Below are 24,691 nucleotides of genomic sequence, written 5' to 3'. Positions count from 1 at the left end.
ATTTTTGCCGGAAACGGGGCTGCCGCCCGGTGGAGAAGGGGATCTTTCAGATACTGTGTTGGCGCAGACGATCAAGGATCATGCGTCGCCTGTCAAATGGACCTTTGAGACACATCGGTCAAGTTGTTCGCTGCTGATACGAGTTATCCACTGAGATTCAAGAGATTTCTTCCAATCACATCAGGAGTGAGATTTTGTTGCCCGGATGCCTCTCCAGGCGTCCGCCAAGCTCCAACTCAAGAAGCAGGACGTGAAGTGTACGGGCATCGACTTCGGCAAAGCGAATGAGTTCGTCGACATCGATCGGTGTCGGGCCGAGTGCCGAAAGAAGCTTGTCCCTAAGTTTTCCACTTGGCTCCGCCCCGCCCGGGGAAGGCCTGTTCGGTTCCAGCAGTCTTGGCTGAAGAGGCAGAATGGGCTCAAGACGCCCCGACAAGCCCTCCAGGATGTCCTCGACACAGGTTATTAGTGCTGCGCCTTGCCGTATCAGTCCGTTCGTTCCAGCTGATCTCGGGTCGAGAGGCGAGCCGGGAACGGCAAAAATGTCTCGGTTCTGTTCCAGGGCATAGCGCGCTGTGTGAAGTGAACCGGACGCCTTGGCCGCTTCGATCACGATCACACCGAGGGAAACTCCTGATATCAGCCGGTTTCGCCTTGGAAAATCACGCCCGCGCGGCTTCCACCCTAAAGGCATTTCACTGATAGCGGTTCCGCCACCATCCAATATGGCGGCAAGCAGCCGGTCATGTTCCGGTGGATAGAGAACGTCGATGCCACCGGCAAAGGCGGCAATCGTACCGGACCGGGTCGCAGCTTCGTGGGCTGCCGCGTCAATGCCTCTGGCCAGCCCCGAAGCTATGACAAATCCCTCTTCGCCAAGTTCTTTTGCAAATCTTGCCGCGATCTTGCGACCCGAAAGCGAAGCGTTCCGTGCGCCGACTATTGCGATCATGCGAGGCTGACTGAGTGCATTCCCGCCCTTCACTGATAAAAGGGGCGGCGGCGCATCAATATGCATCAGATGCTGCGGATAGCCTTCTTCGCCAAAAGCGACAAGCCGGGCACCTTTGGAGTGGTGAGAAGAATACTCGGCTTCAGCTTCTTCGGGCGAACAGATCTTGATCGCCTTCTTGCCGCCGCGACGGGACAGTGCCGGCAGCATCTCCAAGGCACTTATGGCAGATCCTGCATGATCCAGCAGATCGTGGAACGTTGCCGGACCGATATTCTCAGATCGTATTAGCCGAAGCCACGCAAGTTTCTCGGCCTCCGGGAGACCCTTGCTTTTATATTGAGCTGAGCTGCTCACGAGCCTCCATTGTCCGGCTCAAGTGCCGTTTCTGCTGCCGGTTTGGAAGTTGTGCCGATTTTGCTCTCCTGTCCCTTGAGAAGACGGCCAATATTTTCATGGTGCTTTAGCCAGAGCAGGACTGAAAGCAGCAGAAAAAGTTCAGCGATCTGTGCCTGTTGGAAAACCAGAAAGAGCAGGACTGGCGTTAATAGGGTCATCGACAACGCGGACAAGGATGAATAGCGGAAAACGAAGGCCATCCCGACCCAGATCGCGGCAGCCAGTAGAAACATTGGCCAATAAAGACCGAGCAAAATGCCCAAATAGGTGGCGACACCTTTACCACCTTTGAATTTCAGCCAGACGGGGAAAAGGTGCCCGAGAAACGCTCCGAGGCCTGCAACAACAGCCATATCCTGACCATAGAACGAACCAGCGACCAGAACCGCTACAGTTCCCTTCAGCCCATCCCCCAACAGCGTCGCAGCTGCAACGGCCTTGTTGCCTGTACGCAGGACGTTGGTCGTCCCGATGTTGCCGGAGCCGATCTTGCGAATGTCCCCAAGGCCCGCCATGCGCGTGAATATCAGGCCAAACGGTATTGACCCGAGCAGATAGCCGAAGACAAGCGCGGCAACAAAATAGGGCCAGGCGAATTCCCAGCTGATCGGATCAGGCACGCTGTTTTCCTTCAGGTAGTGCGCGAAGCAATTTGCACCGGCACTGTAACGGTATCGCTTACCGGATCAAGGAGATCGTGGTCAAAACAGCCTGCCAGGTGGAATAGGGTGTTGATCACCAACAGAAATCGGATCCTGCACTCAATCTGACAGTTTGTATTTTTCAGCTTCGACCACAAGGGAGCCAAAGGGAAGCGAAATAGCGGCCCGGAGAGGCACCAGATAGGGTTTGTTGCCAACTGGTGCGAGCCAGACCTCCATGGACTTGTTGGCAGCCAGCTCCTGAATAGCCTTACGCTTCGGCCGGTGACCTGAAACGGGCTCATAGCGGACGCGGCAGACGAGCACCTTTCCCTTGAACCGGCGGTCAGCTGTCTTTGTGGTCCTCGTGCTCTTATAGCTCAGATGCGCGTCGTATCGCTCTTTGCCATCGTAGATACGCAGAGTTCTGTTGCAGCTATCTTTCTCCAGCCCGTTGGGTGCAGGCATGATTGCTGCAGACAAGGGATCTAGAACGTTTTTCAGATGACCAGCTGACACCTTTATTCGTTCTTTCATTCGATCCTGAGGAGGGATGACTTCAACGTCCTTGACGTTTCCGGATCGCATCGTCATGGCAACCGTGCCGCTGTCGTCCTCACTCTTGATGTCAAGTGAGTAGGTTTCAGGCTGGAAACTGAGATCTCGCACGCCACCGCGTACATCGGCTGATCCCTTACCATCGGAAACCAATCGGCCAAACGCGGCAGTCTGGCCTTTTGCGCTCAGCGAATAGTTGTTGTCGTTCACATCCACCAGAAGGACGCCCGACCCGACGGGGAGTCCAAGCGCGTAAAGCTTGTATTTCAGATAAAGATCCGCTCCTGCAGCCGGTGAGAGGCCTAGAAGCTGAAGTGAGAAGAAAAACGCCAACAAGCGCATAGGGCTATCCAGTCCGGTTCGTCGTTGACCACAAGATCCTGGAGAATTGTGGCGCCAAACAGGTCGTTGGAACATCCTGCGCCTTGATTGCAGTCTGGTCTGGACGCGTGTCCGCCAATGAATACGGCAGATGAAGAGGGTAAAAGAACGGATTGAGAGCACCTCGATTGGGTCGGTTCAGCAGACCTGAGACCCTGACAACCGCTTGTGTTGGAGAAAATCACACTTAGATCTCAATGATAATCACGAGGAGGTTGGTGAGGATGCGAAAGTCGATTTTCAGTTGGATGATCTCGGCTCTCATCCTGATTCTGAGCCCCAATTTCGCATTGGCACAGACCGCTTTTCCAGACCATGGCCGCGTGCTGGAAGTTGAAGTGCCTGCGCCCGCTTTGAAAGGCAATCTGGTCGGGACGCTCAGCGTCCAGAACATTGCGATTTATCTGCCTCCCAGCTATGACCTGTCAAAGGACAGCCGGTACCCAGTCATCTATCTTCTGCACGGCATATTTGATGATTATGGCGTCTGGGTTGAAAATTTTGACGTCCCGAAGATCCTTGACCGGCTGATCGCCAGTTACGAGATCCCTGAATTGATTGTCGTAATGCCCAATGGCGGCAACAGATATGGTGGGGGCTTTTACCGAAATTCGCCGGTGACCGGCAATTGGGCCGATTATATTGCAGATGACCTGGTTGCCTATGTTGATAAGGAATTTCGCACGGTAGCAAACACCGCAGCTCGCGCCATCATGGGCCATTCGATGGGCGGCTACGGTGCGCTCAATCTGGCAATCAAGCGATCAGATGTTTTTTCGGTCGTTTGGGCATTCAGCCCTTGTTGCCTGGTGCCCGAAGAAGATCTGAGTTTCGGTAACGATGCCTGGCGACGTGCGGCGGCAATTGAGAACACCGAAGACCTTCAAAAGCTACTGGAAGCTCGGGATTTTTATCCGATCGCTCTCTTGGGGATCGTGACAGCTTTCAGTCCCGATCTTCATGCCGCTCCGATATACGGGGACTTTCCATTCGATATCGTTCGCGGTGAAATAGCACTCGATGGTGAGGTCCTCGACCGGTACCTGGATCAGTTCCCGGTGCGCCAGATAAGAGGTTCTCGTGAAAGTCTTCGCGGTCTTCGCGGTTTGGGAATGAGTGTCGGGCTGGATGATCAGTTTCTTCATATCCCTTCAGGGACATTGGAATTTTCGCAAGAACTGGGCAAAGAACGGGTTCCCCACAGACTGGATGTCTATGACGGAGACCATCGTGAGCTCGTTGAGGAGCGTCTGGAAAGAACGGCATTCCCATGGGTGGCCGAGCGATTGGCCTTAACCGAATAGGGAAAAGGCAAAGCGCATCTTTGTGCGCTCAAGGCGCCTTGGAAACTGAGGAACCTTGCGCATGGCGAGGGCCGGTGTTTTCGGGGCTATCAGTCTAGGAGTAGCGATAAACTGTTTTGCCCGCGACGACGGTGGTCAGAACGCGGCCTGAGAACCTTGCATCTTCAAAAGGCGAATTCTTGGACCGGGATCTGATGGCGTTCTTTTCCAGCACCCATGGCCGTTCCGGGTCGAAAACCGTGACATCCGCCGGAGCACCTTTTGTCAGCCGTCCTGTTTCAAGACCCAGTCTGTCGGCAGGGTGGCAGGTCATGGTCTTCAGAAGAGTTTTCAGATCAACCTGTTCTGCATGATAGAGCCGCAATGCCGCCGCAAGCAGGGTTTCCAGACCAATGGCTCCGTCTTCAGCTTCCGCCCACGGATGGCGCTTCGTTTCCACGTCCTGAGGATCGTGATTTGAACAGATGATGTCGATGGTTCCATCTGCAACTGCTTCGATCATCGCCTGCCGGTCGTCTTCATCTCTGAGAGGCGGGGACATCTTGAAGAAGGTCCTGTAGTCCCCGATGTCGTTCTCGTTGTGGGTGAGGTTGTTGATCGAAATGCCGGCCGTTATGTCCAACCCCCGCTTTTTCCCTGTCCGAATGACATCAGCGCTGTCGGAAGTCGAGATCAGGTTCGCATGGTATTTGCCTTTCGACATGCCGACCAGGCGTAAATCCCGTTCCAGCATGATGATTTCCGCTTCACGGGGGACACCTGATAGGCCTTTCCAGCTTGCGTTGAGACCGGCATTCATGACACCTCCTGCAAGATCAGGATCTTCGGCGTGATGGATAACAAGAGCGTCGAAATCGCGGGCATAGGTCATGATGCGTCGCATGACCTGAGCATTTTTCAGGGAAAGGTGCCCGTTTGTGAAAGCAACGGCACCTGCTTCCTTGAGCAGACCGATTTCGGCCATTTCCTTGCCCGCGAGCCCTTTGGTCAGGGCAGCAAGCGGATGCACATTGACAATTGCCGTGTCGCGGGCGCGCCTCAAGATGAAGTCGACCAGAGCCGGATCGTCAATGACTGGATCCGTATCGGGCATGGTGCAGATGGTGGTGACGCCACCTGCTGCGGCTGCCTGTGACGCGCTGGCCAGAGTTTCACGGTGCTCAGCGCCTGGTTCCCCCACTGAGACGCACATGTCAATCAGGCCGGGGCAGGCAATCGCCCCCTTGCAATCGATGATCTCAGCCCCGTAAGGCGTTCCCTGGTTGGCTGCTTCCGGTCCGGCAGCCAGTATCGTGCCATCGGCAATGATGACCGATCCCGGTGCATCCAGATCCCGTACAGGGTCGATCACTCTGGCGTTGGAAAGAACCAGAGGTTTTGGTGTGTCGAGTGCCACGGTGTCTGTCCCCGGTTCAGTTGTTCGGCAAGTTGGCGGCGAGTGCTTCCAGAACGGCCATGCGCACGGCCACACCCATTTCGACCTGTTCTCGGATCAGGCTTTGAGCACCATCGGCAATGGAAGCGTCTATTTCGACGCCGCGGTTCATCGGGCCGGGATGCATGACCAGTGCGTCGTCACGCGCAAAGCCGAGCTTTTCTGCATCAAGGCCGTAGTAGCGATAGTACTCGCGAACGGAAGGTATGAAGGCTCCGTTCATGCGTTCGCGCTGAAGACGGAGCATCATGACGATGTCAGCTCCCTTGAGACCCTCGCGCATGTCGTTGAAGACCTCGACACCCATTTTGGCGATGCCCGAAGGCAGCAAGGTCGACGGTGCGATTGCCCGGACCCGAGCACCGAGAGCATTCAGCAAGATGATGTTCGAACGGGCAACCCGCGAGTGGGCAATATCACCGCAGATGGCCACGGTAAGCCGGGCAATTTTGCCTTTGTGCCGCCGGATTGTCAGTGCGTCGAGAAGCGCCTGTGTCGGGTGCTCATGCGGACCGTCTCCGGCATTGACAACTGAACAGCCGACCTTTCGGGCCAGCAAGTGAACGGCACCAGCTGCATGATGGCGCACAACCAGCAGGTCCGGATGCATCGCATTCAGCGTGGCCGCCGTGTCGATCAGCGTTTCGCCTTTCTTCACCGAGGATTGAGACACCGCCATGTTCATGACATCTGCCCCAAGTCGCTTGCCGGCCAGCTCAAAGGAGCTTTGGGTGCGTGTTGAGTTCTCGAAGAAGAGATTGATCTGGGTTCGTCCCGCCAGCACATGCTTGCGTTTGTGGATCTGGCGGGAAACTTCAACAGCTTCCTCGGCTCTGTCCAAAAGGCCCAGAATTTCGTGGGGGTGAAGACCCTCTATGCCCAGCAGGTGACGATGGGGATAGGGGTTGTCTCGATGGGTATCTGTCGCGGTCATCGAGACCATCCCTATATGGGGAATCGCTCTCCTGTACAAGACACAATTCGCATCGTGCCCGCTGTCCACATGTCAGCTAAGGATTTGAACAATTGGACAAATATTGGACGCGTTGCGCATTCCTGTCTGCGGCGTCACGTGAAGATCAGCAGAGCAACGGGAATAGTCACGGTGGCGGCCAATGTCTGCAACGTGATGATTTCCGCCATGAGTTTGGCATCACCGCCAAGTTGCTTGGCCAATAGATAGGAATTGCTCGCGCATGGCACGGAACAGGCAATGATGACAACAACCATCGCCGGACCGGAAACACCGAACAACATGGCAAAACCAAAGCCAAGGAATGGCATCAGGACAGGTCTCAGGAATGTTCCCATGGTCAGGGCCGGACCGGGTCTTCTCAGTGAACTCAGATCGAGACCGGCACCGACACAGATTATACCGATCGGCAACGCAGCTCTTGAGAAGATTTCAAGCGTGTCGTTGATTACGAAAGGAAGGGTCAATCCGCTGATGTTAAAGACAATACCGGCAGCGATAGAAATGATGAACGGATTTGAATAGAGATCCTTGAGGACCTTGGCAGCGCTCGGTGCAGGACCGCTTGCATAGCGGGACAGCACTATAATGCTCATGATGTTCAATGGCAGGATCATGAACACCATTGCAACGGCCATCAGCGCAAGGCCTGTGTCTCCCAGGATATTGTCTGCGATCGCGAGCGCTATCATGACGTTCCATCGCAGCGTGCCTTGAAAGATGGAGGTGAAGCGGGTCGCGGCTATTCCCCAGATGCGTTCGATAACCGGTTGAAGCAGCAACAAAATACCGGCCATAACAAGAATTGCGACAAGCAGAGCAAGGCCGAGATCCAATGTCGGAAAGCTGGAAAAGTCAGCCTGTGAAATTGTCCGGAAGAGAACGGCTGGAAAGAGCGCATAAAAGGCGAGCTTTTCAACGCCGCGCCATTGTTCACCCGTAATCAGGCCAATGCGTGCAAGAAGGTAGCCAGAGGCAATAACAAGAATAACCGGCGTCAGCGCGGCAAGGGTCGTCAGCATATTGTGATGGTCGCGAATTGGATACGCCCGGCTCGTTCAATAGCGGGAAAGCTATTCAACCAACGGCAGGGCAGGTTGTCAGCTATCTAATCCCATAAACCCCAGTCGGTCCAGAAATCCCTGAAGAATGAAAGCTGCGGCCATTTTGTCGACTGCCTCTGCTCTTTTTGCGCGACTGGAATCGGCTTCCAGAAGTGTCCGTGTCACGGCAGCGGTAGAGAGGCGTTCGTCCCAATAAGTTATCGGCAAGTCGGTTTTCTGCGACAGATTGCGCGCAAACGCTCGCGTCGCTTGCGCACGCGGGCCTTCGCTGCCATCCATGTTCAGAGGAAGACCGAGGACGATGCCAGCGACGTTCTGACTGGCACACAAGCTCAACAGATGCTCCGCATCAATGGTGAATTTTTTGCGCTTTATTGTCTCCATTGGCGTAGCTATGCCGCGGCCAAGGTCAGAAAGTGCAAGACCAATTGTCTTGGTGCCGAGATCGAGGCCAATCAACCTGGTGTTTGCAGGAAGAGTGGACACAAAATCTTCAAGTGAAAGCGCGGGATCATTTGCCATGCGGAGCCTTTAACAGGACAGGTGCCTCTGATCCAGCGTGAAAAGGGTCCGCAAAGCTGAAAGCTTGGCTGGGGCCACCATTGCGTCTGGTCATCTAATTCAGGTCAAATTCGAGTGGTTCCATTGCGCAACAGGCGCTCAAATTCCGTTGGCTGGACATTGTGCAATCACATCAAAAGAAGTTTCATAGGGGCGTGATGACCACGCGCGGCACTCAAGCAGAGTGCCCGGAATACGAGCAGACAAAGAGGCGGCGCAGATGAAATTGACGTGGTACGGCCATTCCGCATTCAAGGTCGAAGTCGGTGATGCGTCCATCCTCATCGACCCGTTCCTGACAGGAAATCCTTCGTTTCCGGAAACGCTCGCGATTGATCAGGTTTGTGAGGGCGTGAACCACGTTATTCTGACCCACGGTCACGACGATCATATTGGAGATGCAGTCGCGATCCTGAAGAAGACCGGTGCGCTGTTGACCGCAAACTTCGAGATTTGCATGTGGGCCGGTCGACAAGGCGTCGAGAACATCAACCCGATGAACAGTGGTGGATTGGTGGATACCGGCGAATTCAAAGTTGCGTTGACATCGGCTTTGCATTCCTCATCCAAACAAGGTGACGGTGAAGCGATCTATCTTGGAAATCCGCATGGCGTGATTATCGATGCGCCAAATGAACCGGTTCTCTATCATATGGGCGATACGGATATTTTTTCCGACATGGCACTGATCAACGAAATTTATCAGCCGAAGATCGGGCTCGTGCCGATTGGTGACCGGTTCACCATGGGCGGCAAGGTGGCCGCAATGGCATGCCAGAGGTTCTTTGACTTCGATGCAATTGTCCCATGCCACTATGGCACCTTTCCGATTATTGATCAGACGGCAGAGACATTTGTTTCGGCACTCGGGGCCGACTCAGGCAAAGTAAAAAGCATGGAGCCCGGTTCCGGGATAAGCCTCTAACCGGTATTTGGAGAGAAGTGAAAGTGAACATCACCGTGAAGTCGCTGCTGGGATTGCCGGCATGTTTATGTTTGACGCTGGCACTTGTTGCAAATCCGGTTGTTGCTGCTGACAAATCCATTACGCCGGACGGAAAACCGGCTCCGTCGCAACCTCTGGCAAAGCCCGGCTCCAAGGCAGCGATCGAGGCCGAAAGTGCCGCCAAGACGCCTTATGAAAAAATCCAGGAAGTGTTTTCCGGCGATCTGACGGTTGCAGGCGAGAAGGTTACTTTTCCGCAGGACAATCCATCGGTGAAGGCTTTGATCGTCACCATGGAACCGGGTGAGGTAACTGGTTGGCATCAGCACCACGCGCCTTTGTTCGCTTATATTCTGGAAGGCGAAGTAACGGTGACCTACGAGGAAATCGGCAAGAAGGTCTATCGGGAAGGTGAGGGTATTCTCGAAGCGATGAATGTAACCCATCGCGGTGAAAACACAGGAAGCGTTCCTGCCAAGATTCTGGCTGTCTTTCTGTTGGGCGATGATGGCAAAGCGACGGTTGATGAGGCCGCGCCCGGTTCTAACGGGGTCAAGGTCGAGTGAGCTTTCGATGCTGATAGCCGCTACGTCGCGACGCCGCAAGTGATGGCGAGCGCGGGCGAAGTTGGACCAAGATAGAAGTAGTTATCGAGCCCGATCGCAAACACCGAAACGCCGATCAGTGTGTGTTCCAACCACACGGCCGCGAGAGATCTGTATTTCCTGTATGTGCGATAAAAGGAAAGACCAGCGACAGCGGCAAGAAAGACCGATAGCCAGGTGCCGAAGATGATGTGTACCCATCCGAAAAGCGTGGCAGAGACCAACAGTGCTGACACATAGGGAACATTGAAAGTGTCCATCCGCCAGGAAACATACGCCCGGAAGGCAATTTCCTGAGGCAGAACAGAAACAAGCCCGTAAAAGACCACTATCGCTGCCATTGCAAGAGGGTCTGCGCGTGGAATGCAAAAGAGCCTGTCCGGACTGACGAGAAGAACGATAAGCGCAATCGCTCCAGTGCCCAGGAGCCATCTGGCAAGAAGGCCAGGCAACGCTCGGGTGCAGCCTTCCCAATTGATTGCGAGATAGATCATCTCGACGCCATTGGCCTTTAAGCGCCAAAAGCAGTAACCGGCGACTAGGAAGATCGTCGAGAGCCGGAGCAATTGAGCGCTTAGACCGGCAAGGGCAATCGGACCGGCAACAATCACCAAAAGCTCAAGAACAAGCAGGGCTTTCCCAGGTCCGGGTTTGGCCGTGCGGCCACCGTCAGAATTTCGGAACCCATGCTCAAACACAGTCCTGCCATTTCAACGAATATGGCACATCATAGCAGCTGGCGATGCGGGTCCAATCTTCCAATTCGCTGGGTGACCGAACTACCGTTTCTCTATACGCGTCGCTCGCGCCGTTTCAAATGCGCCTGCGTCAAAGTCGATTGAGCAATGCAGGGGTGGGCCAGGCATCTGCTGGCATGCCAAGTCGTTCCTGAACTGCCTGGACGGCCGCACGAGTTCCAGCTCCAAGAATACCGTCGATTTTGCCGACATTGAATCCCATGCTCTGAAGCTTGGTTTGCAGCTGTTTCATCTGAGCATCATTCAGGCCTGGATCAGGATTGCCCGGGGTATAACGCGGGGCACCGGCAAGCCGTGTCGCGAAATAGGCCGCCGTTGTCGTGTAGATGAAGGACTGGTTCCATTCCAGGTAAATGTTGTAGTTCGGATAGGCGAGAAATGCCGGACCCTTGCGGCCCTGTGGCAGCAAGAGTGAAGCCGGCAGGTTGCCGGAGATCTGGCCCCAGCGGGGCTGGACCCCAAGTGCCGCCCATTGCGCACCGGTCTTGGTTTTTCCAAGCCCGGTCTCGGCCCAGTTGAGGTTCTGCGGCACCGCCACTTCCTGAAGCCAGGGTTCGCCGCGTCGCCAGCCAAGATTTTGAATGAACGCACCTGCTGTCAGGATTGCGTCTTCGGCACTCTGCTTCAGGCGGACATGGCCGTCGCCGTTTCCGTCCTTGCCGAACTTGATGATGTCTTCAGGCAACATCTGGACCATGCCGATTTCGCCTGCCCAGGCACCCGTTGTGCGCTGTGGGTCAAGGTCGCCGTGCTGGACCATTTCGATGGCAGCGATGAGTTGCGGCCGAAAGAGCTCGGGCCGCCGGCAGTCATGGGCAAGTGTTGCGAGTGCATTGACTGTGTTGAAGTCGCCCTGGACTGCCCCGAAATCGGTCTCCAGCGCCCAGAACGCAGTGATGACGGGTGCCGGAACGCCATATTCTTGCTCGGTGCGCTGAAAAATGGCGGCGTATTTCTTCATATTGGCCGCGCCATTTTTCATGCGGTAGCCGGAGATAACTCTCTTGGAAAAATCCAGAAATGTCATCTTGAAGACGCCCTGCGCCCGATCTCGGGAAAGCACCTTTCGGTCGATCTGGGCACCTGCCAGCGTTTTGTCCGCGGCGTTGGCGGACAGGCCCTTGGCGACGGCTTCCTGCTTCACCCCTGCCAGAAACTGACGAAAGTCTCCGCCGCATTGCTGAGCAAGGCTTGGTGCAGTTGTCAGGCAAAGTCCGGTCAGGGCAGTAAGGGCGAGCTTTGAAGCGAATTTGGCACGGCGGTTCATGAACAGTCCTGTCGTATTCTGGCGCAATGGAGACGGCGGAGCCTAAAAAAACCAGCCTAGTTGACTGTGCTTCGCGGGCAAGGTCAACAGGTCAAGCGCGCTGAAACGTGTCGCGCACAGGATTTCGGGCGCAAGAAGGTTTACTGGCAATTGCCGAAATCAGACCCTGCCATAATCGCACCATCTGGCGAGCGTTTCAGATGACCGTTGACGGTCGCTGAAGACCGGCAATCGGAGCGCGGACCTGCCAACCCGGATTGCGGGTAACTGTCAGCATTCACGCCGGAAGTCTGCTGCTGACACATTTGGTAGGCCATATCGTAAAGTGCTTCCCATCCGCCTGGCATCGATCCGAGATTGTCCAACACGCCAAGCGCACCGCCTGCACGGGCGCCTCGGCGCGCACCGCGCGGGCCGCGCCATTCGCCTCCAACAACAGCTCCTGCCATGCCGCCGGAAACGGCGTCTCCCACAACGTCTCCGCTTCCCACATGTGCATTTGCATAGTCGGTGGCATAGACGACGCAGTCCGTTCCGTCTGCGAGCGCCGGTTGGCTGAAGCTCAGGCCGGACAGGGCGAACAGTGTGGCGGCAAATGCGAACGATCGGCGGCAAGCCATGATCTGTCTCCGTAGCTGCTTTCAGGCTTTTTAAGTCATCCACCGGAGCGTTTCCAGTGTGTCAAGGACAGCCCATCATGAGATGGACGATGAGCCCTGGAGAAAGATACGGAGTAGGGCTTAACAAGCTTCTACCTGGATAGATGACTCATTCGCTAGCAGGTTTCTGTTCTATAAACTTCTTGCCGACAAAGCCGGTCTGTCCATCGAAGTCGACACCGCACCACCACGTGCCGCATGTGTTGAAACTGATGTCGGTACCGGCAGGAATAACAGCAAGGATCGTTCCGTCCTTGTCTTCCGATTTCCTGAGATTGACCGATGCAGTGATGGTCCCCTTGTTGGGATAGTCGGTACTGCCAGCGCTTGCCGGAACATCCGTCGTTGCAGGTGTCACACTGGCGGTTTCAGGAGAGTCGCCAGACGCTGATTGTAAGGTTGTTTCCTTTTGCAACGGTGCTTCGGACTGAGATGCAGGTTCCGTGATTGACGGTGCAAGAGTAGCCGTGGTGCCGGCAGTAACCGCTTGAGCATTGCTTCCGGCGATTGCATCAACACCAGTTGCATTGTCGCCCAACGTGAGCGTCGGCTGCTCGGAACCTGAGGGCATTGTGTCGTTTGTCTGCGGGTAGAGTGGTGCAACTTGTGGTGTGCTCAGGGTGCCGCGTTCCGCGAAAGCAAGCCGGATGCGCTCCTTCGCATTTTCAAGTTGTGCAGTTGTCGCCCCGCTGTAATGGAGGGCAGGTGCACCAACCGGGGATGCCGCGTCTTCGGCGATGAGCCCTTCAATGGTCGGTTCGGCGGAGATCGCTTCGGTTGTCACCAGTCGGGAATCTTCCTCAACCGGTTTGTTGGCAGCTGCCATTCCGATCGCAAAGCCCGCGGAACCTATCGCGGCAATGAGTATGGCGCTGATCAGGAACATTTTGGATTTCGGGTCCTGTAGACCGGACCGGGCTTTCAATTTGATAGCGTCAGACAGGGGAGCTGCAGTCGGTTCCTGAGGCGGTGCATCAAAACTTTCTCGCGGCCGGCGAAACACGCCTGGAATTTCCAAATCCGCTTCCTCATGCCCATCGAGCAGTTTTGGTTTCCGTGCTTCCTTGATGTCCGCATCCTCAGACGTTGCATGCATGTGTAGGATCTTTGCTGCAATCTTGCTGGCATCCAGTGGTTCGGGATCTTGAAGAGCAATTGCAGCCGTATCGGTTGTATGGACGAGTTTAAGGTCTTTTTTTGGTTGTTTAGCTGTTACATTGTCCGGTCTGTAGCTGGTGCTGATATCGCAAGAATTGGCAGGCGCGATTACGGAATACATTTGGCCCTCCCGGGTTTGCGCTACGGGTACGCTCAGAGCGGTGACATTGGTCCCGGTCGGTATTTCTTGCTGAACACTCCTGTTCCTGCCGTCTTCAACAAGTTCAAAACGGCATCAGGCACTGACCACGACCTGAAGCATTAACCTTTGTTAATGCGTCGGTTCACAGGCCGGATTGGGGCAGCACTGGGGAATTTTACGGAAAATGTGACGGGCTTGTGGTGAATGCCGGGCATCACGGCCTTGTTTGCAAATGCCTAACGAGTCTCGTCCACAATATGTGCGAGTCGAACGTTCGGATGCGAAATGTGGGTCGCGCCGTCGTTTAGAAAAATGGGCAAGTGAATATTATGGCGCGCTGGTTATCTCAATTCTTCATCAAGGCAATGGGTGTCGCTGTGGCATCGGCCTTTGCGATGAGTGTTTCTGTCGCTCAGGAAGCCAAGGAACTGAGGGTCGGGCTCCTGGCAACTTTGTCAGGACCGGCTGCGATCTTCGGTGAACACATGCGGGACGGTTTCATGCTGGCGGTCGCGCAATCAAATGGTGCACTTGGAGGTCTGGCGACAAACGTGTTGGTCGTTGACGACAAGCTCGATCCCGAACACGCGGTAAAACAGGTCACCAAACTGATAGATGAAAATGGTGTCGACGTGCTCGTCGGCGTCAATTTCTCCAGAGTGATGCTTGCGGTGCACGATCATGTCGTTCGGTCGAAGACACTGTTCATTGGAACAAATTCCGGACCTGCTCCCATCGCAGGCGGCAAGTGCAACCGGTACTTTTTCTCAACCGCATCCCAGGATGATCAGGTCCACGAGACCATGGGGCGATATGCCAGCCTCAAGGGATATCAACAGGTTGTCACAATCGCCCCAGACTATGAAGCTGCGCGAGATGCTGTGTCTGCATTCAGGCGGCACTTCAAGGGTCAGATTGCGCGCGAGCTTTTCCCAAGACTTGGTCAGACCGATTTTGCCGAGGAATTCAACCAGATCGCCGAAATTGAACCCGATGCCATTTATGCCTTTATGCCGGGTGGTATGGGTGTTGAGCTGGTGAAACAGTTTCACACCTCTGGACTGAAGGGCATTGTCCCTTTCCTGTCATCGAACACGATCAATGCAATTACGCTTCCAATCACGTCAGAGATGGGTGAGGGGCTTTTCTCGGCATCTCACTGGGCACCCAATCTCGACAACCCCGCGAACAAAAGGTTCGTTCGGGAATTTTCCCGAAAGTACAAATACGCGCCGTCAGTCTATGCAGCACAAGGATATGATGCCGCCAAGCTCATTCATTTTGCGCTCGAACTGACAGGTGGGGTGAAGGAGCAGGAAGCTCTTATTTCGGCAATCAGTGCCGCTCCGTTCGAAAGCGTTCGCGGTGACTTCCGGTTCAATTCGAACCAGTTTCCAATTCAGGATTTCTATCTCGTCGAAGGCGTGCGCAGAACCAGCAGGCTTTATGAAATGGAAGCCATTGCGCGGGTTTTTGACGATGTCGGCGACGCGTATGCCGGTTCTTGCCGCATGTAGTTTGGCTCAATTCGGTACCGCATTGCACGAGTATTGAATTGGTCAGTCCAAAAAAAATCTGCGGCCTTCTTGTATTCTGAACTGGCCAGTCCATATCAGTGTCATGAGCAACGCTGCGAGCAAATCGACATCAGAGCAAAAACGGGCTTCAGGGCCTGGGCGTCCTCGTGCATTCGATGAGGCAGCAGCGCTGGAAGCGGCGATGAATGTCTTTTGGCAGAAGGGTTTCGAGGCAACCTCACTTGATGACCTGACCAGTGCCATGGGGCTGAGCCGATCGAGTTTTTATGCAACTTTCGGCAGCAAGCAGGACCTGTTTCTAAGGGCCGTTGGATACTATTCCCGCAATGGGATACGCGGCCTGGCGGAAACCGCACGGGCGGCTGAGGCGAGCGATGCAAATGTTGTCGATGCCATGATGCAGGCCTTGTCGGACCCCAAGGGCGGACCGCGCGGGTGCCTTTTGATCAACTGCATTACCGAGCTTGCCCCGCATGACGAGAAAGTCGCCGAACTTGGTCGGCGCCATCTTGAAAGCATCGAAGATCTGTTCGCCAAGGCACTAGATCCCGCAAATCCGGATGCCGCCCGAGACAAGGCCAGTGCCTACTCGTCACTGGCCATTGGCACGCTGGCGCTCAGAAAAGCTGGGATACCTGCCGAACGGATCACGCGAACGATTCAGCAAGCCAAAGAGGTGCTTTCACCTTAAGCCAACCTGATCGGAACACCGCAGACAAGTTTCACGACTATTATTGGACTGATCATTCCAATTTTATGCCAACCCGACCACAAGACTGCAAAGGATAGTAAGATGTCGGACAGCAAGCTTTTCCAAGCCTCACATGCAGGCGCGATTGAACTGAAGAACCGTGTGGTCATGGCACCGCTGACGCGGAACCGCGCCCGTGCCGAGGACGATGCCCCAACAGAATTGCAGGCCGAATATTATGGCCAGCGAGCAGGGGCAGGCCTGATCATTACTGAAGCCTCACAGATATCGCCGCAAGGCAAGGGGTATGCGTGGACACCGGGCATCTATTCCACGTCCCAGGTTGATGGATGGAAAAAGGTAACCAGCGCGGTTCATGCCAAGGGTGGCAAGATTGTGCTTCAACTCTGGCATGTCGGCCGGATCTCGCATCCTGTTTTGCAGCCGGATGGTGTCGATCCCGTTGCTCCAAGCGCGATTGCCGCTCAATCGAAAACCTTCGACGGCGAGCAATTTGTAGATACCCCGACACCACGAGCGCTTGAAGTCAGTGAAATTCCTGGAATTGTCGGAGACTACCGCAAGGCTGCGGCAAATGCCCTTGATGCAGGCTTTGACGGGGTCGAAGTGCATGCGGCCAACGGTTATCTGATCGACCAGTTCCTGCGAGACGGGTCAAACAAGCGAGAAGACGCTTATGGTGGATCTGTCGAAAACCGGTCACGTTTCTTGAAGGAAGTCATGGATGCTGTCGTAAGTGTCTGGGGCGGCGCAAGGGTCGGTATCCGTCTTAGTCCATTTTCCAACGCGAACGACATTGCCGACAGCGACCCGCAACAAACCTTCTCACACGTGATACGTTTGTTGAACGAATACGACCTTGCGTACCTTCACCTTGTTGAAGGCCAGACCGGCGGGCCGCGCGACATCCCCGAAGGGGGCGACCTGGCTGCGCTGTATGGGCTCTTCAACGGCGTCAGAATGGGCAACAATGGCTATGAACGGGCTTCGGCGATCGATGCCATTGAGAGCGGGAGACTTGATCTCGTGGCTTTTGGAAGGCCGTTCATCTCCAACCCCGATCTGGTGGATCGTCTGAGAGCTGACGCTCCGTTGAACCAGCTCGATCCCGAGACACTCTATGGTGGCAATGAAAAGGGCTACATCGACTATCCTTCATTGGATGAAGCGACAATTGCCGCCGAATAGACGGGACAAGATTCAGGCTGTCTGACATCCACCCCTTCTGAGGCGGTCTGAAGCTTAGCCGGTGCAGTGCATTTGCCTGCACCGGCTTTTTTTAGCCTGTTTGCTGCGTTGGCGCGCGCGCGTTGACCACAAGGAGCGCGCACCATGCGCCAAGAACAAGCTCTATTGCCAATGCCGCAAGAAGCGACACAGGTGGAATTCCGTCTATCGGCAGGCTGATCAGGCGTCCAACGCCATAGGATAGCAGCAGCACAGCCGACAAGGTGAGTGCTGGTCTCAGCAGTCTATCGTCTTTCAAGCCGGCCATTGCCAGGGCGAAACCGACGAGGATCAGCACGCCGGGAGCTCTGATTTCACTCATCATGGCCGCAGACGGATCAAGAACGACTTTGTTCAGCTCAAACAAAGACGCAGGCGCAAAAACGACGAGACTGCCGACGGTACCCAGTGTCAAAGCTGATAGGGATAGGGCGATTTTTGTTTGAATGCTGGCCATTCCAATTCTCCGGTTGTGGTTTGGTCTGGCGTAAAGGTGACGGGGCTGGTCTGGATTTTCCATGCTTGAAAGTGTTAAAAAGTCAGCAGATCGTCCAGAATCAGGCTCAGAAACACATCCTTGTCCAATATCGTTGCTGAAGAGAATAATCCCGCGCCTGTGAGCACCGACAAGCGTGATCCGTTGAGCGAAGTGCTTCACCTGCTCAATCTCAGTGGGACATTTTATTGCGTGCCGGAACTGACGGCGCCTTGGGGTATTGCGGTTCCGGAGCTTGCGAAGCGACTGGTTCTGATCGTCGTGACCGAAGGCAAGTGTATCTTGGACCTCAAGAACGGAGACGTGCTTGAGCTGGGGCACGGCCAATTGGCCCTGCTTCCGCATGGACGCGCGGTAGACCTGCGTGATAACGCAGGCAGCCCGTTGACACCTCTCTTTGACATTCCCGCCAAAAGGCACAGCCCAAATTTCGAAACCATGAGTTTCGGAGGCGGCGGCGCCATGACACGCATGACCTGCGGTGTGCTGAAAGTGGACCATGTAGCGGCCGAAAGACTGATTGAGCTTCTGCCTCAGGTGATATTTCTGGACGAATTTGACTTGCAGGCGGGCAGGTGGCTCGAAGGTACGCTTCAATACCTTGCAGAAGAGGCCCGGAACCCACAGCCCGGCGGTGAAACGGTGCTCACGCGCCTCACGGACATCTTGGTTGTTCAGGCCATTCGAAGTTGGTTGAAGCGGTCACCGGATCAACAAACCGGTTGGATTGCGGCGCTCCGTGATCTGAAGGTGGGCAAAGCCCTGCAGGTCTTTCACAAAGAGCCTGACGCCTCCTGGACGATAGAGCGTCTTGCCCAACATGCCGGCATGTCCAGATCGGCGTTTGCTGCTCGGTTCAAGGAATTGACCGGTGACGGGGTCATGAATTACGTGACCCGATGGAGAATGCAGCTGGCTTGCAGCGAATTGAAGAACAGCGGCAGTTCCCTGGCCGAGATTGCTTCTTCCGTTGGTTATGAATCCGAAGCAGCATTTGCACGCGCCTTTAAGCGTGTCGTCGGTCAGACGCCTGCTTCATTCCGCAAACTCTGAAGACTACTTTTCTGCAATCGACTGGTCGATTTCCTCCAGCGAAATCCCGCGTGTCTCAGGTGCATATGCCCAGGAAAACCAAAGCCCGAACGCACAGCAAAGAGCGAACAGCGTAAAGGTCATGGCTTCTCCCAGACCGGCCGCGAGCGCAGGAAACAGAAAGACGACAAGGAAGTTGCAAATCCAGTTTGAAAGCGAGGCGATCGCCATTCCCTTGCCTCTGAGGGCGAGCGGGAACAACTCGGACATATAAAGCCAGGGGAGTGGTCCGAGGCTGACAGCAAAGAAGAAAACGAAAGCGAAGAGCCCGACAAGAGTGAGCCATGCAAAGCCTGGGTTGTCGATCTGGAAGAGAACCGCAATCAGCGTAAGACTTAGGAAGGCACCAGCAAAGCCGAAGATGAACAAGGGGCGGCGACCGAGGCGATCGACCATGAGCATTGATAAGATGGTCACTGCCACGTTCAATGCGCCGATGCCAGCAGTGGCAATCAATTCGTTGGCCAGACCGCTGAGGCCTGCTTTTTCAAGGATTTGAGGTGCATACGACAGGATGACGTTAATTCCGCTGAATTGCTGCAGGAAGAAGGCGGCCACACAGAAGATCAGCAGAAATCGCAGGCGTGGATTTTTGAAGTTACTCCAGCTTTCCTGAGCCGGGTCGGACGGACGGCTGGCTTCAATCTCATTGACGATCTTGTCGACCCGTCCCGGCGTGATGTCAGGCTGAACGGTTTGCAGAACCTGCCGCGCATCTTTCTCCCGGCCTGCCAGAACAAGCCAGCGTGGGCTTTCCGGAGCGCGCAGGATGCCAGTCAGGCAAATGCAAGCTGGCACAAGACTGAACCCGAGCATCAGCCGCCAGGACCCTGAAAACGAGAAAGCCCAATCAACAACAAAGGCGGCAAGGATGCCGACGGTGATCATAAGCTGGAACGCGGAAACGACAGCGCCGCGAATACGCGCTGGCGCGATCTCTGCCAGATACATGGGGGCGACCAGAGAGGAAACACCGATAGCGGCTCCGATGATCACGCGGGCTGCCGTTAGCGACCAGACACCGAAAGCAGAGGCGGCTGCAAGCGATCCGGCGGCAAACAGGATTGAGCTGAAGATCAGCATGGGTCTGCGACCGAAGCGATCGACGAGAAGGAGCGCGGCGATTGCCCCGAAAATTGCTCCGAAGGGAACAGCGCCCGTCATGAAGCCTTCACTTTGAACCGTGAAGGCGTATTCCTTTTTCAAAAGTGGCAAAGCGCCTGAGATGACGCCTTGGTCCGTGCCAAACAGGAAACCGAACATGGCGGCCAGAACGGCCAGCAAAATGAGCACTGCATGCCTCCCAAATAACGCAGCTTTCCGGTTTGGCTCTATCTTTGTGATTTTTCTGAAGCTTGAAACCGATCCAAAACCATTGCGCTTGTAGCGGCCGGATGCAAGCCCTGAATGGGCAGCATCTTTCATGCAACCATATGTCGATTGTGCGAATTCATGACCTTTAAATCGCCAACCGTACCGGAGCGTACTCTTTTTCGAGGATCTGTCCTTTCCCGAATTTCAAAAACCTGTCACACCCTGATCAATGACAAATGGGCATTTATCTGGATCCGGATTGACGGGTTTCAGCCGTTGAGGCGATGAAAATGCCCGCCAGCAAGACGGATAAGTGAAATGCCTCCCTATCGTTCAAGAACCTCAACCCATGGCCGTAACATGGCCGGTGCACGCGGCCTTTGGCGTGCTACAGGGATGAAGGAAGACGATTTCGGCAAACCCATCATCGCGATTGCCAACTCGTTCACTCAGTTCGTGCCGGGTCATGTCCATTTGAAGGACCTCGGTCAGCTTGTGGCCCGTGAAGTGGAAAAGGCTGGCGGAGTTGCCAAGGAGTTCAATACGATTGCGGTCGATGATGGCATCGCGATGGGCCATGACGGCATGCTCTATTCGCTTCCCTCGCGCGAAGTGATCTCCGATGCCATTGAATACATGGTCAACGGCCACTGCGCGGACGCGATTGTTTGTATTTCCAATTGCGACAAGATCACCCCAGGTATGTTGAATGCCGTCATGCGGCTGAACATTCCTGCCGTTTTTGTTTCTGGTGGACCGATGGAAGCCGGCAAGGTTGTGCTCGAAAACGGGGTTGAGAAGGCAATCGATCTCATTGATGCAATGGTTGCGGCCGCAGACGAAAACATGTCTGACGCGGACGTGTTGTCCATGGAACAAAATGCATGCCCAACCTGCGGCTCGTGTTCGGGGATGTTCACGGCCAACTCCATGAATTGTTTGACGGAAGCGTTGGGACTATCTCTGCCTGGAAACGGTTCAACCCTCGCCACGCATGCTGACCGAGAGCGCCTTTTCGTCGAAGCCGGACATTTGATTGTGGATCTTGCCAAAAGATACTACGAGCAGGATGACGAGAGCGTGCTTCCACGCAAGATCGCCAATTTCCAGGCCTTTGAAAATGCCATGAGCCTCGACATTTCAATGGGGGGGTCCACCAACACAATTCTGCACCTCTTGGCCGCGTCATATGAAGGTGAAATCGGCTTCACCATGGACGATATCGATCGCTTGTCCAGAAAGGTGCCGGTGCTCTGCAAGGTCGCGCCTGCGGTTGAAAATATCCATATGGAAGATGTCCATCGGGCAGGGGGCATCATGGGGATCCTGGGCGAGCTCGATCGGGCAGGATTGCTGCACTCGGACATTCCGACCGTTCACACCTCCAGCATGAAAAAGGCATTGGCCAGGTGGGACATTTGCCAGACAAACTCTGAAAGTGTGCATGAGTTTTACAAAGCCGCTCCAGGTGGCGTGCCCACTCAGACGGCCTTTAGCCAGGACCGCCGTTGGGACGATCTTGATCTTGATCGCCAGTCGGGAGTAATTCGCGAACTGGATCATGCCTACAGCACAGATGGCGGACTTGCCGTGCTTTACGGCAATATTGCTGAAGACGGCTGCGTTGTGAAAACAGCTGGAGTGGACGATAGCATCCTGAAATTTGTTGGCCCGGCCCGTATTTTTGAAAGTCAGGACAGCGCCGTTTCTGCAATTCTCACCAACAAGGTCAAAGCGGGCGACGTCGTTTTAATCCGGTATGAAGGTCCGCGCGGTGGTCCTGGCATGCAGGAAATGCTCTATCCGACCAGCTATTTGAAGTCGAAAGGGCTTGGCAAGGAATGTGCACTGATCACGGATGGGCGTTTTTCCGGCGGTACATCCGGCCTCTCAATCGGTCACATGTCGCCGGAAGCCGCTGAAGGCGGCGCAGTTGGCCTCGTGGAAGAAGGCGACACGATTGTCATCGACATTCCGAACCGTGTCTTGCGAGTTGACCTCACAGACGAGGAACTTGCAGATCGCCGTGCTGCCATGAATGCCAAGGGCGAGGAAGCCTGGAAGCCACTTGAAAAACGCAAACGCAAGGTTACCAAAGCACTCAAGGCATACGCCAAAATGACAACGAGCGCTGCCAAAGGCGCTATCAGAGAAGTGGACTAAGCAGACAGTTGCACCGGAAACAGGCAGAAAACTTCCGCCTTTTTCAATTTCTGACCATTGTCTTCTGCTGGTGCGTGCCTCACATAACCGGCTAACTTTGTCGTTTCTTATCCCACCGGTTGTCTTCATGGATTCTTTGACACAATTTGCCCTTGGCGCGGTCGTCTCCACTGCTTGTCTGGGGAGCAAGGTAGGTCCGCGGAAGGCGGTGCTCATAGGAGGTGTGCTGGGCACCTTGCCGGATCTGGATGTATTTATCCCCTTTGACGACCCCATAGACAGCTTTGTGTATCATCGCGGCTGGACGCATTCTGTTTTTGTCCATGCGCTTGCAGCGCCAGTGATCGGAGAAATTCTGCTGCGATTGTTCAAGGGACTGCGGGAAAGCAGATGGCTCGTCTGGGCAACCGTGTTTCTGTGTCTGTCGACGCACGCCGTTATCGATGCGATGACCGTTTACGGAACCAGAATATTCTGGCCGTTGTACCCCGATCCTGTTGGGGTTGGCTCAGTGTTCATCATCGATCCGACATATTCGCTTCCACTGCTTGCAATCGTCATCTGGGCACTTTTCAAGAAATCCTGGACAACACGCTTTCGAAATGGAGTAGCTGCAGCCCTGATTTTTTCGACCGGATATCTGGGGCTTTCGATGGTCGTCCAGAAAGTTGTCGAGGGTAAAGCCGAGCAATTGTTTGCTGAAGTGGGCACTCCTCCTGACACGATTTATGCCATTGCCGCGCCGTTCAATATTCTTCTATGGAAGGTTATCGGCCTCAAGGATGACCAATACCAAAACCTCTATGTTTCTCTCTTTGATGGGGATGGAGATCCGGAAATCTATGCGCATCCTCGTCACCCGGAACTTGTTGCTTGTATTGAGGACACGCCTGCATTCAACAAACTGGAATGGTTTAGCAGAGGTTTTTACAAGGCTGATCTGGTCGATGGGAAAGTTGTTGTATCGGACCTGCGCATGGGATTGACGCCAGGCTATGCTTTTCGTTTTGCCATCGCGGAGCAAAAGGACGACAAGTTGCAACCGATCGAACCGGAACGTGTTGTGGACCAGGTTCGCGTGGAAGAAGACGACTGGGCATGGTTGGGAGCGCGGTTAAAAGGTGAACCACGCCAACGAACCGCGGAAGCCCGGCTTGTGAAACCCATAGAGGTAGCGGCGCAGAATTTTTGCGGCCAGGAGCCTACTACTGCTGGCTAGGTGAAAGTTGCAGTGATTTTCTGTGAAGTTGCACGCCCCTAGTCCGTGCGATGCAGTGTTCTCTCGTCAGCTCTCCGGCAACGGGGCCAGGAGCGTTTGACTGAGCAGACTGTCCGGATCGTGGACTTCGGGCACTTGTGTGCAATCAGGCGAGTGGTCGCTGTCAGCGCCTTGATGTTCCTTCAAGGAGGCGCAGATCGGAATTGCCGCTTGTCTCGTACCTTGCGAGGCAGCGGTCATCACATCGAGGAGCGTTCCCTCTGTTTCACCGAGAGCCAGGGACAAGTGCTTCGCGAACAGGGATATCGTTCTGTCAGCGCTATAGTTGGCCATCTGGCCCTGGCCGGATGATGTGACGAGCGCTTCTGGCCGGTTTTCAAGATCGACTGAATGCTCATCCAGAAGGTCCAGATTAACCGCATAGGAATTGTTGGTGTCGAGGATCAGCACAACTTCACCGGCGCGAATGGTATGTATCATGGCCGCGAAGGCCGGCGCAGACATCCAGATGCCTTCAGCTATTGCTTCGCCGGCTGTTTCGGGGGACTGATCGGCCCAGAGTTCCAAAACATGGCCGAAGGCTGTATCTGCGTCAGCCACCTCTGCGCTGCTTAAGGGAAGGTTCGCGTAGATGATCAGACGGTCATCCGGGCCGAGATTGTTGGAAAGTTCTGTTGCTTTTAGCTTCAGCGCGGATGCACTGGCTCCTTCGTTCACGAGCAAATGCGTCTGGCTGGGACTTGCATCAAGTCGTGGTGCGAGTGCGGACATAACCTTGTCCAAGCTGTTCTTGCACATTTCCGGCGACTGTGGGTTCCAAGGCGGGCAAATGCCAATGCCGAGAATGTGGTTTTGAACGTCCTGGTTCTCCGCATTCCCACTTTCTTGTGCGCTTGCGACGAGGCTAGGTCCACTGGCCAAAACAATGGCGTAGATAGACATCAGAGATGACCGCAGGAACTTTGAACCTATCCGGCGGAAGGCCTCGAACATGTTTTCTCCCTGGTGCCTATTCTCGCAGTTTCTGACGTCAGAGGCTTCTTCCGTTGAAGGCCAGCGAGCGGCTGAATTCAATGACAATGACCTTGAAAACCAAACGTGTCTGTTGCCGATTATAGATTATGTTC

At 54.8% G+C, this 24,691-nt stretch carries 23 protein-coding genes; 9 read left to right on the top strand and 14 right to left on the bottom strand.

Going from position 1 to position 24,691, the window contains the following annotated elements; genetic code table 11:
• Window positions 1–175 precede the first annotated feature (175 nt).
• The 3 genes from dprA to FIV00_RS18770 form a co-directional block, all read right to left on the bottom strand.
• Complete coding sequence (gene dprA / locus FIV00_RS18780; RefSeq protein ID WP_152502187.1) at window positions 176–1,309, bottom strand: DNA-processing protein DprA; 1,134 nt, start codon at window positions 1,307–1,309, stop codon at window positions 176–178.
• Window positions 1,306–1,971 (bottom strand): glycerol-3-phosphate 1-O-acyltransferase PlsY, encoded by a 666-nt coding sequence (gene plsY, locus FIV00_RS18775; RefSeq protein WP_152502186.1) that lies wholly within the window; start codon window positions 1,969–1,971, stop codon window positions 1,306–1,308. Before plsY ends, dprA begins: the two co-directional genes overlap by 4 nt.
• Window positions 1,972–2,112: 141 nt before the next feature.
• Entirely contained in the window at window positions 2,113–2,892 is a 780-nt protein-coding gene (locus tag FIV00_RS18770) for a DUF3108 domain-containing protein (protein ID WP_173006053.1), read from the bottom strand.
• A gap of 263 nt (window positions 2,893–3,155) precedes the next feature.
• On the opposite strand from FIV00_RS18770, the gene FIV00_RS18765 reads away from it, so the two are divergent.
• Entirely contained in the window at window positions 3,156–4,235 is a 1,080-nt protein-coding gene (locus FIV00_RS18765; protein WP_173006052.1) for an alpha/beta hydrolase family protein, read from the top strand.
• 94 nt (window positions 4,236–4,329) lie between these two features.
• Here the strand turns inward: FIV00_RS18765 and FIV00_RS18760 are convergent, their stop codons facing one another.
• The 4 genes from FIV00_RS18760 to ruvX form a co-directional block, all read right to left on the bottom strand.
• A complete protein-coding gene (locus FIV00_RS18760) occupies window positions 4,330–5,631 on the bottom strand; it encodes a dihydroorotase (protein ID WP_152502183.1) in 1,302 nt (433 codons plus the stop codon).
• Window positions 5,632–5,647: 16 nt separating this feature from the next.
• Window positions 5,648–6,604 (bottom strand): aspartate carbamoyltransferase catalytic subunit, encoded by a 957-nt coding sequence (locus tag FIV00_RS18755; RefSeq protein WP_152502182.1) that lies wholly within the window; start codon window positions 6,602–6,604, stop codon window positions 5,648–5,650.
• Window positions 6,605–6,738: 134 nt separating this feature from the next.
• The gene (locus FIV00_RS18750) at window positions 6,739–7,665 is read right to left on the bottom strand and encodes an AEC family transporter (protein WP_152502181.1); all 927 of its coding nucleotides are present in this window, start codon (window positions 7,663–7,665) and stop codon (window positions 6,739–6,741) included.
• A gap of 78 nt (window positions 7,666–7,743) precedes the next feature.
• On the bottom strand, window positions 7,744–8,229 hold the full coding sequence (gene ruvX, locus FIV00_RS18745; RefSeq protein ID WP_152502180.1) for a Holliday junction resolvase RuvX: 486 nt from the start codon (window positions 8,227–8,229) through the stop codon (window positions 7,744–7,746).
• A gap of 259 nt (window positions 8,230–8,488) precedes the next feature.
• On the opposite strand from ruvX, the gene FIV00_RS18740 reads away from it, so the two are divergent.
• Together FIV00_RS18740 and FIV00_RS18735 are read left to right on the top strand one after the other, a co-directional pair.
• The gene (locus FIV00_RS18740) at window positions 8,489–9,193 is read left to right on the top strand and encodes a metal-dependent hydrolase (protein ID WP_152502179.1); all 705 of its coding nucleotides are present in this window, start codon (window positions 8,489–8,491) and stop codon (window positions 9,191–9,193) included.
• Window positions 9,194–9,216: 23 nt separating this feature from the next.
• Entirely contained in the window at window positions 9,217–9,780 is a 564-nt protein-coding gene (locus tag FIV00_RS18735; RefSeq protein WP_209006612.1) for a cupin domain-containing protein, read from the top strand.
• A 20-nt stretch (window positions 9,781–9,800) separates the two neighbouring features.
• Here FIV00_RS18735 and FIV00_RS18730 read toward each other — a convergent pair whose 3' ends face one another.
• The 4 genes from FIV00_RS18730 to FIV00_RS18715 form a co-directional block, all read right to left on the bottom strand.
• On the bottom strand, window positions 9,801–10,517 hold the full coding sequence (locus tag FIV00_RS18730) for a CPBP family intramembrane glutamic endopeptidase (RefSeq protein WP_152502178.1): 717 nt from the start codon (window positions 10,515–10,517) through the stop codon (window positions 9,801–9,803).
• 130 nt (window positions 10,518–10,647) lie between these two features.
• Window positions 10,648–11,844, bottom strand: a complete 1,197-nt coding sequence (locus tag FIV00_RS18725; RefSeq protein ID WP_152502177.1) for a lytic murein transglycosylase — start codon at window positions 11,842–11,844, stop codon at window positions 10,648–10,650.
• A gap of 140 nt (window positions 11,845–11,984) precedes the next feature.
• Window positions 11,985–12,464: a hypothetical protein gene (locus FIV00_RS18720; protein WP_209006611.1), complete on the bottom strand. Its 480-nt coding sequence runs from the start codon at window positions 12,462–12,464 to the stop codon at window positions 11,985–11,987.
• A gap of 148 nt (window positions 12,465–12,612) precedes the next feature.
• On the bottom strand, window positions 12,613–13,782 hold the full coding sequence (locus FIV00_RS18715) for a hypothetical protein (RefSeq protein WP_152502176.1): 1,170 nt from the start codon (window positions 13,780–13,782) through the stop codon (window positions 12,613–12,615).
• Window positions 13,783–14,132: 350 nt separating this feature from the next.
• On the opposite strand from FIV00_RS18715, the gene FIV00_RS18710 reads away from it, so the two are divergent.
• The 3 genes from FIV00_RS18710 to FIV00_RS18700 all read left to right on the top strand — a co-directional run bounded on the left by FIV00_RS18710 (window position 14,133) and on the right by FIV00_RS18700 (window position 17,241).
• Entirely contained in the window at window positions 14,133–15,320 is a 1,188-nt protein-coding gene (locus FIV00_RS18710; RefSeq protein ID WP_152502175.1) for an ABC transporter substrate-binding protein, read from the top strand.
• Window positions 15,321–15,522: 202 nt separating this feature from the next.
• On the top strand, window positions 15,523–16,032 hold the full coding sequence (locus FIV00_RS18705) for a TetR/AcrR family transcriptional regulator (protein ID WP_247649254.1): 510 nt from the start codon (window positions 15,523–15,525) through the stop codon (window positions 16,030–16,032).
• Between the two features lie 102 nt (window positions 16,033–16,134).
• Window positions 16,135–17,241: an alkene reductase gene (locus FIV00_RS18700; protein WP_152502173.1), complete on the top strand. Its 1,107-nt coding sequence runs from the start codon at window positions 16,135–16,137 to the stop codon at window positions 17,239–17,241.
• A gap of 91 nt (window positions 17,242–17,332) precedes the next feature.
• Here the strand turns inward: FIV00_RS18700 and FIV00_RS18695 are convergent, their stop codons facing one another.
• Window positions 17,333–17,737 (bottom strand): DUF4345 domain-containing protein, encoded by a 405-nt coding sequence (locus FIV00_RS18695; protein ID WP_173006051.1) that lies wholly within the window; start codon window positions 17,735–17,737, stop codon window positions 17,333–17,335.
• Window positions 17,738–17,857: 120 nt separating this feature from the next.
• Here FIV00_RS18695 and FIV00_RS18690 point away from each other — a divergent pair, with 120 nt between their 5' ends.
• On the top strand, window positions 17,858–18,829 hold the full coding sequence (locus tag FIV00_RS18690) for an AraC family transcriptional regulator (RefSeq protein WP_247649253.1): 972 nt from the start codon (window positions 17,858–17,860) through the stop codon (window positions 18,827–18,829).
• 3 nt (window positions 18,830–18,832) lie between these two features.
• On the opposite strand, the gene FIV00_RS18685 is transcribed toward FIV00_RS18690, so the two are convergent.
• Window positions 18,833–20,161, bottom strand: a complete 1,329-nt coding sequence (locus FIV00_RS18685) for a sugar porter family MFS transporter (RefSeq protein WP_173006050.1) — start codon at window positions 20,159–20,161, stop codon at window positions 18,833–18,835.
• Between the two features lie 339 nt (window positions 20,162–20,500).
• On the opposite strand from FIV00_RS18685, the gene ilvD reads away from it, so the two are divergent.
• Both ilvD and FIV00_RS18675 read left to right on the top strand, forming a co-directional pair.
• On the top strand, window positions 20,501–22,345 hold the full coding sequence (gene ilvD, locus FIV00_RS18680) for a dihydroxy-acid dehydratase (RefSeq protein ID WP_152502170.1): 1,845 nt from the start codon (window positions 20,501–20,503) through the stop codon (window positions 22,343–22,345).
• A gap of 127 nt (window positions 22,346–22,472) precedes the next feature.
• A complete protein-coding gene (locus tag FIV00_RS18675; RefSeq protein ID WP_152502169.1) occupies window positions 22,473–23,564 on the top strand; it encodes a metal-dependent hydrolase in 1,092 nt (363 codons plus the stop codon).
• 66 nt (window positions 23,565–23,630) lie between these two features.
• Here the strand turns inward: FIV00_RS18675 and FIV00_RS18670 are convergent, their stop codons facing one another.
• On the bottom strand, window positions 23,631–24,557 hold the full coding sequence (locus tag FIV00_RS18670) for a hypothetical protein (protein WP_209006610.1): 927 nt from the start codon (window positions 24,555–24,557) through the stop codon (window positions 23,631–23,633).
• Between the last annotated feature and the right edge of the window lie 134 nt (window positions 24,558–24,691).

It is taken from the genome of Labrenzia sp. THAF82 (assembly GCF_009363435.1).
Lineage (GTDB): Bacteria > Pseudomonadota > Alphaproteobacteria > Rhizobiales > Stappiaceae > Roseibium > Roseibium porphyridii.
The sequence above is the reverse complement of the archived record's forward strand: the minus strand, read 5'-3'. Positions and strand labels throughout refer to the sequence as shown.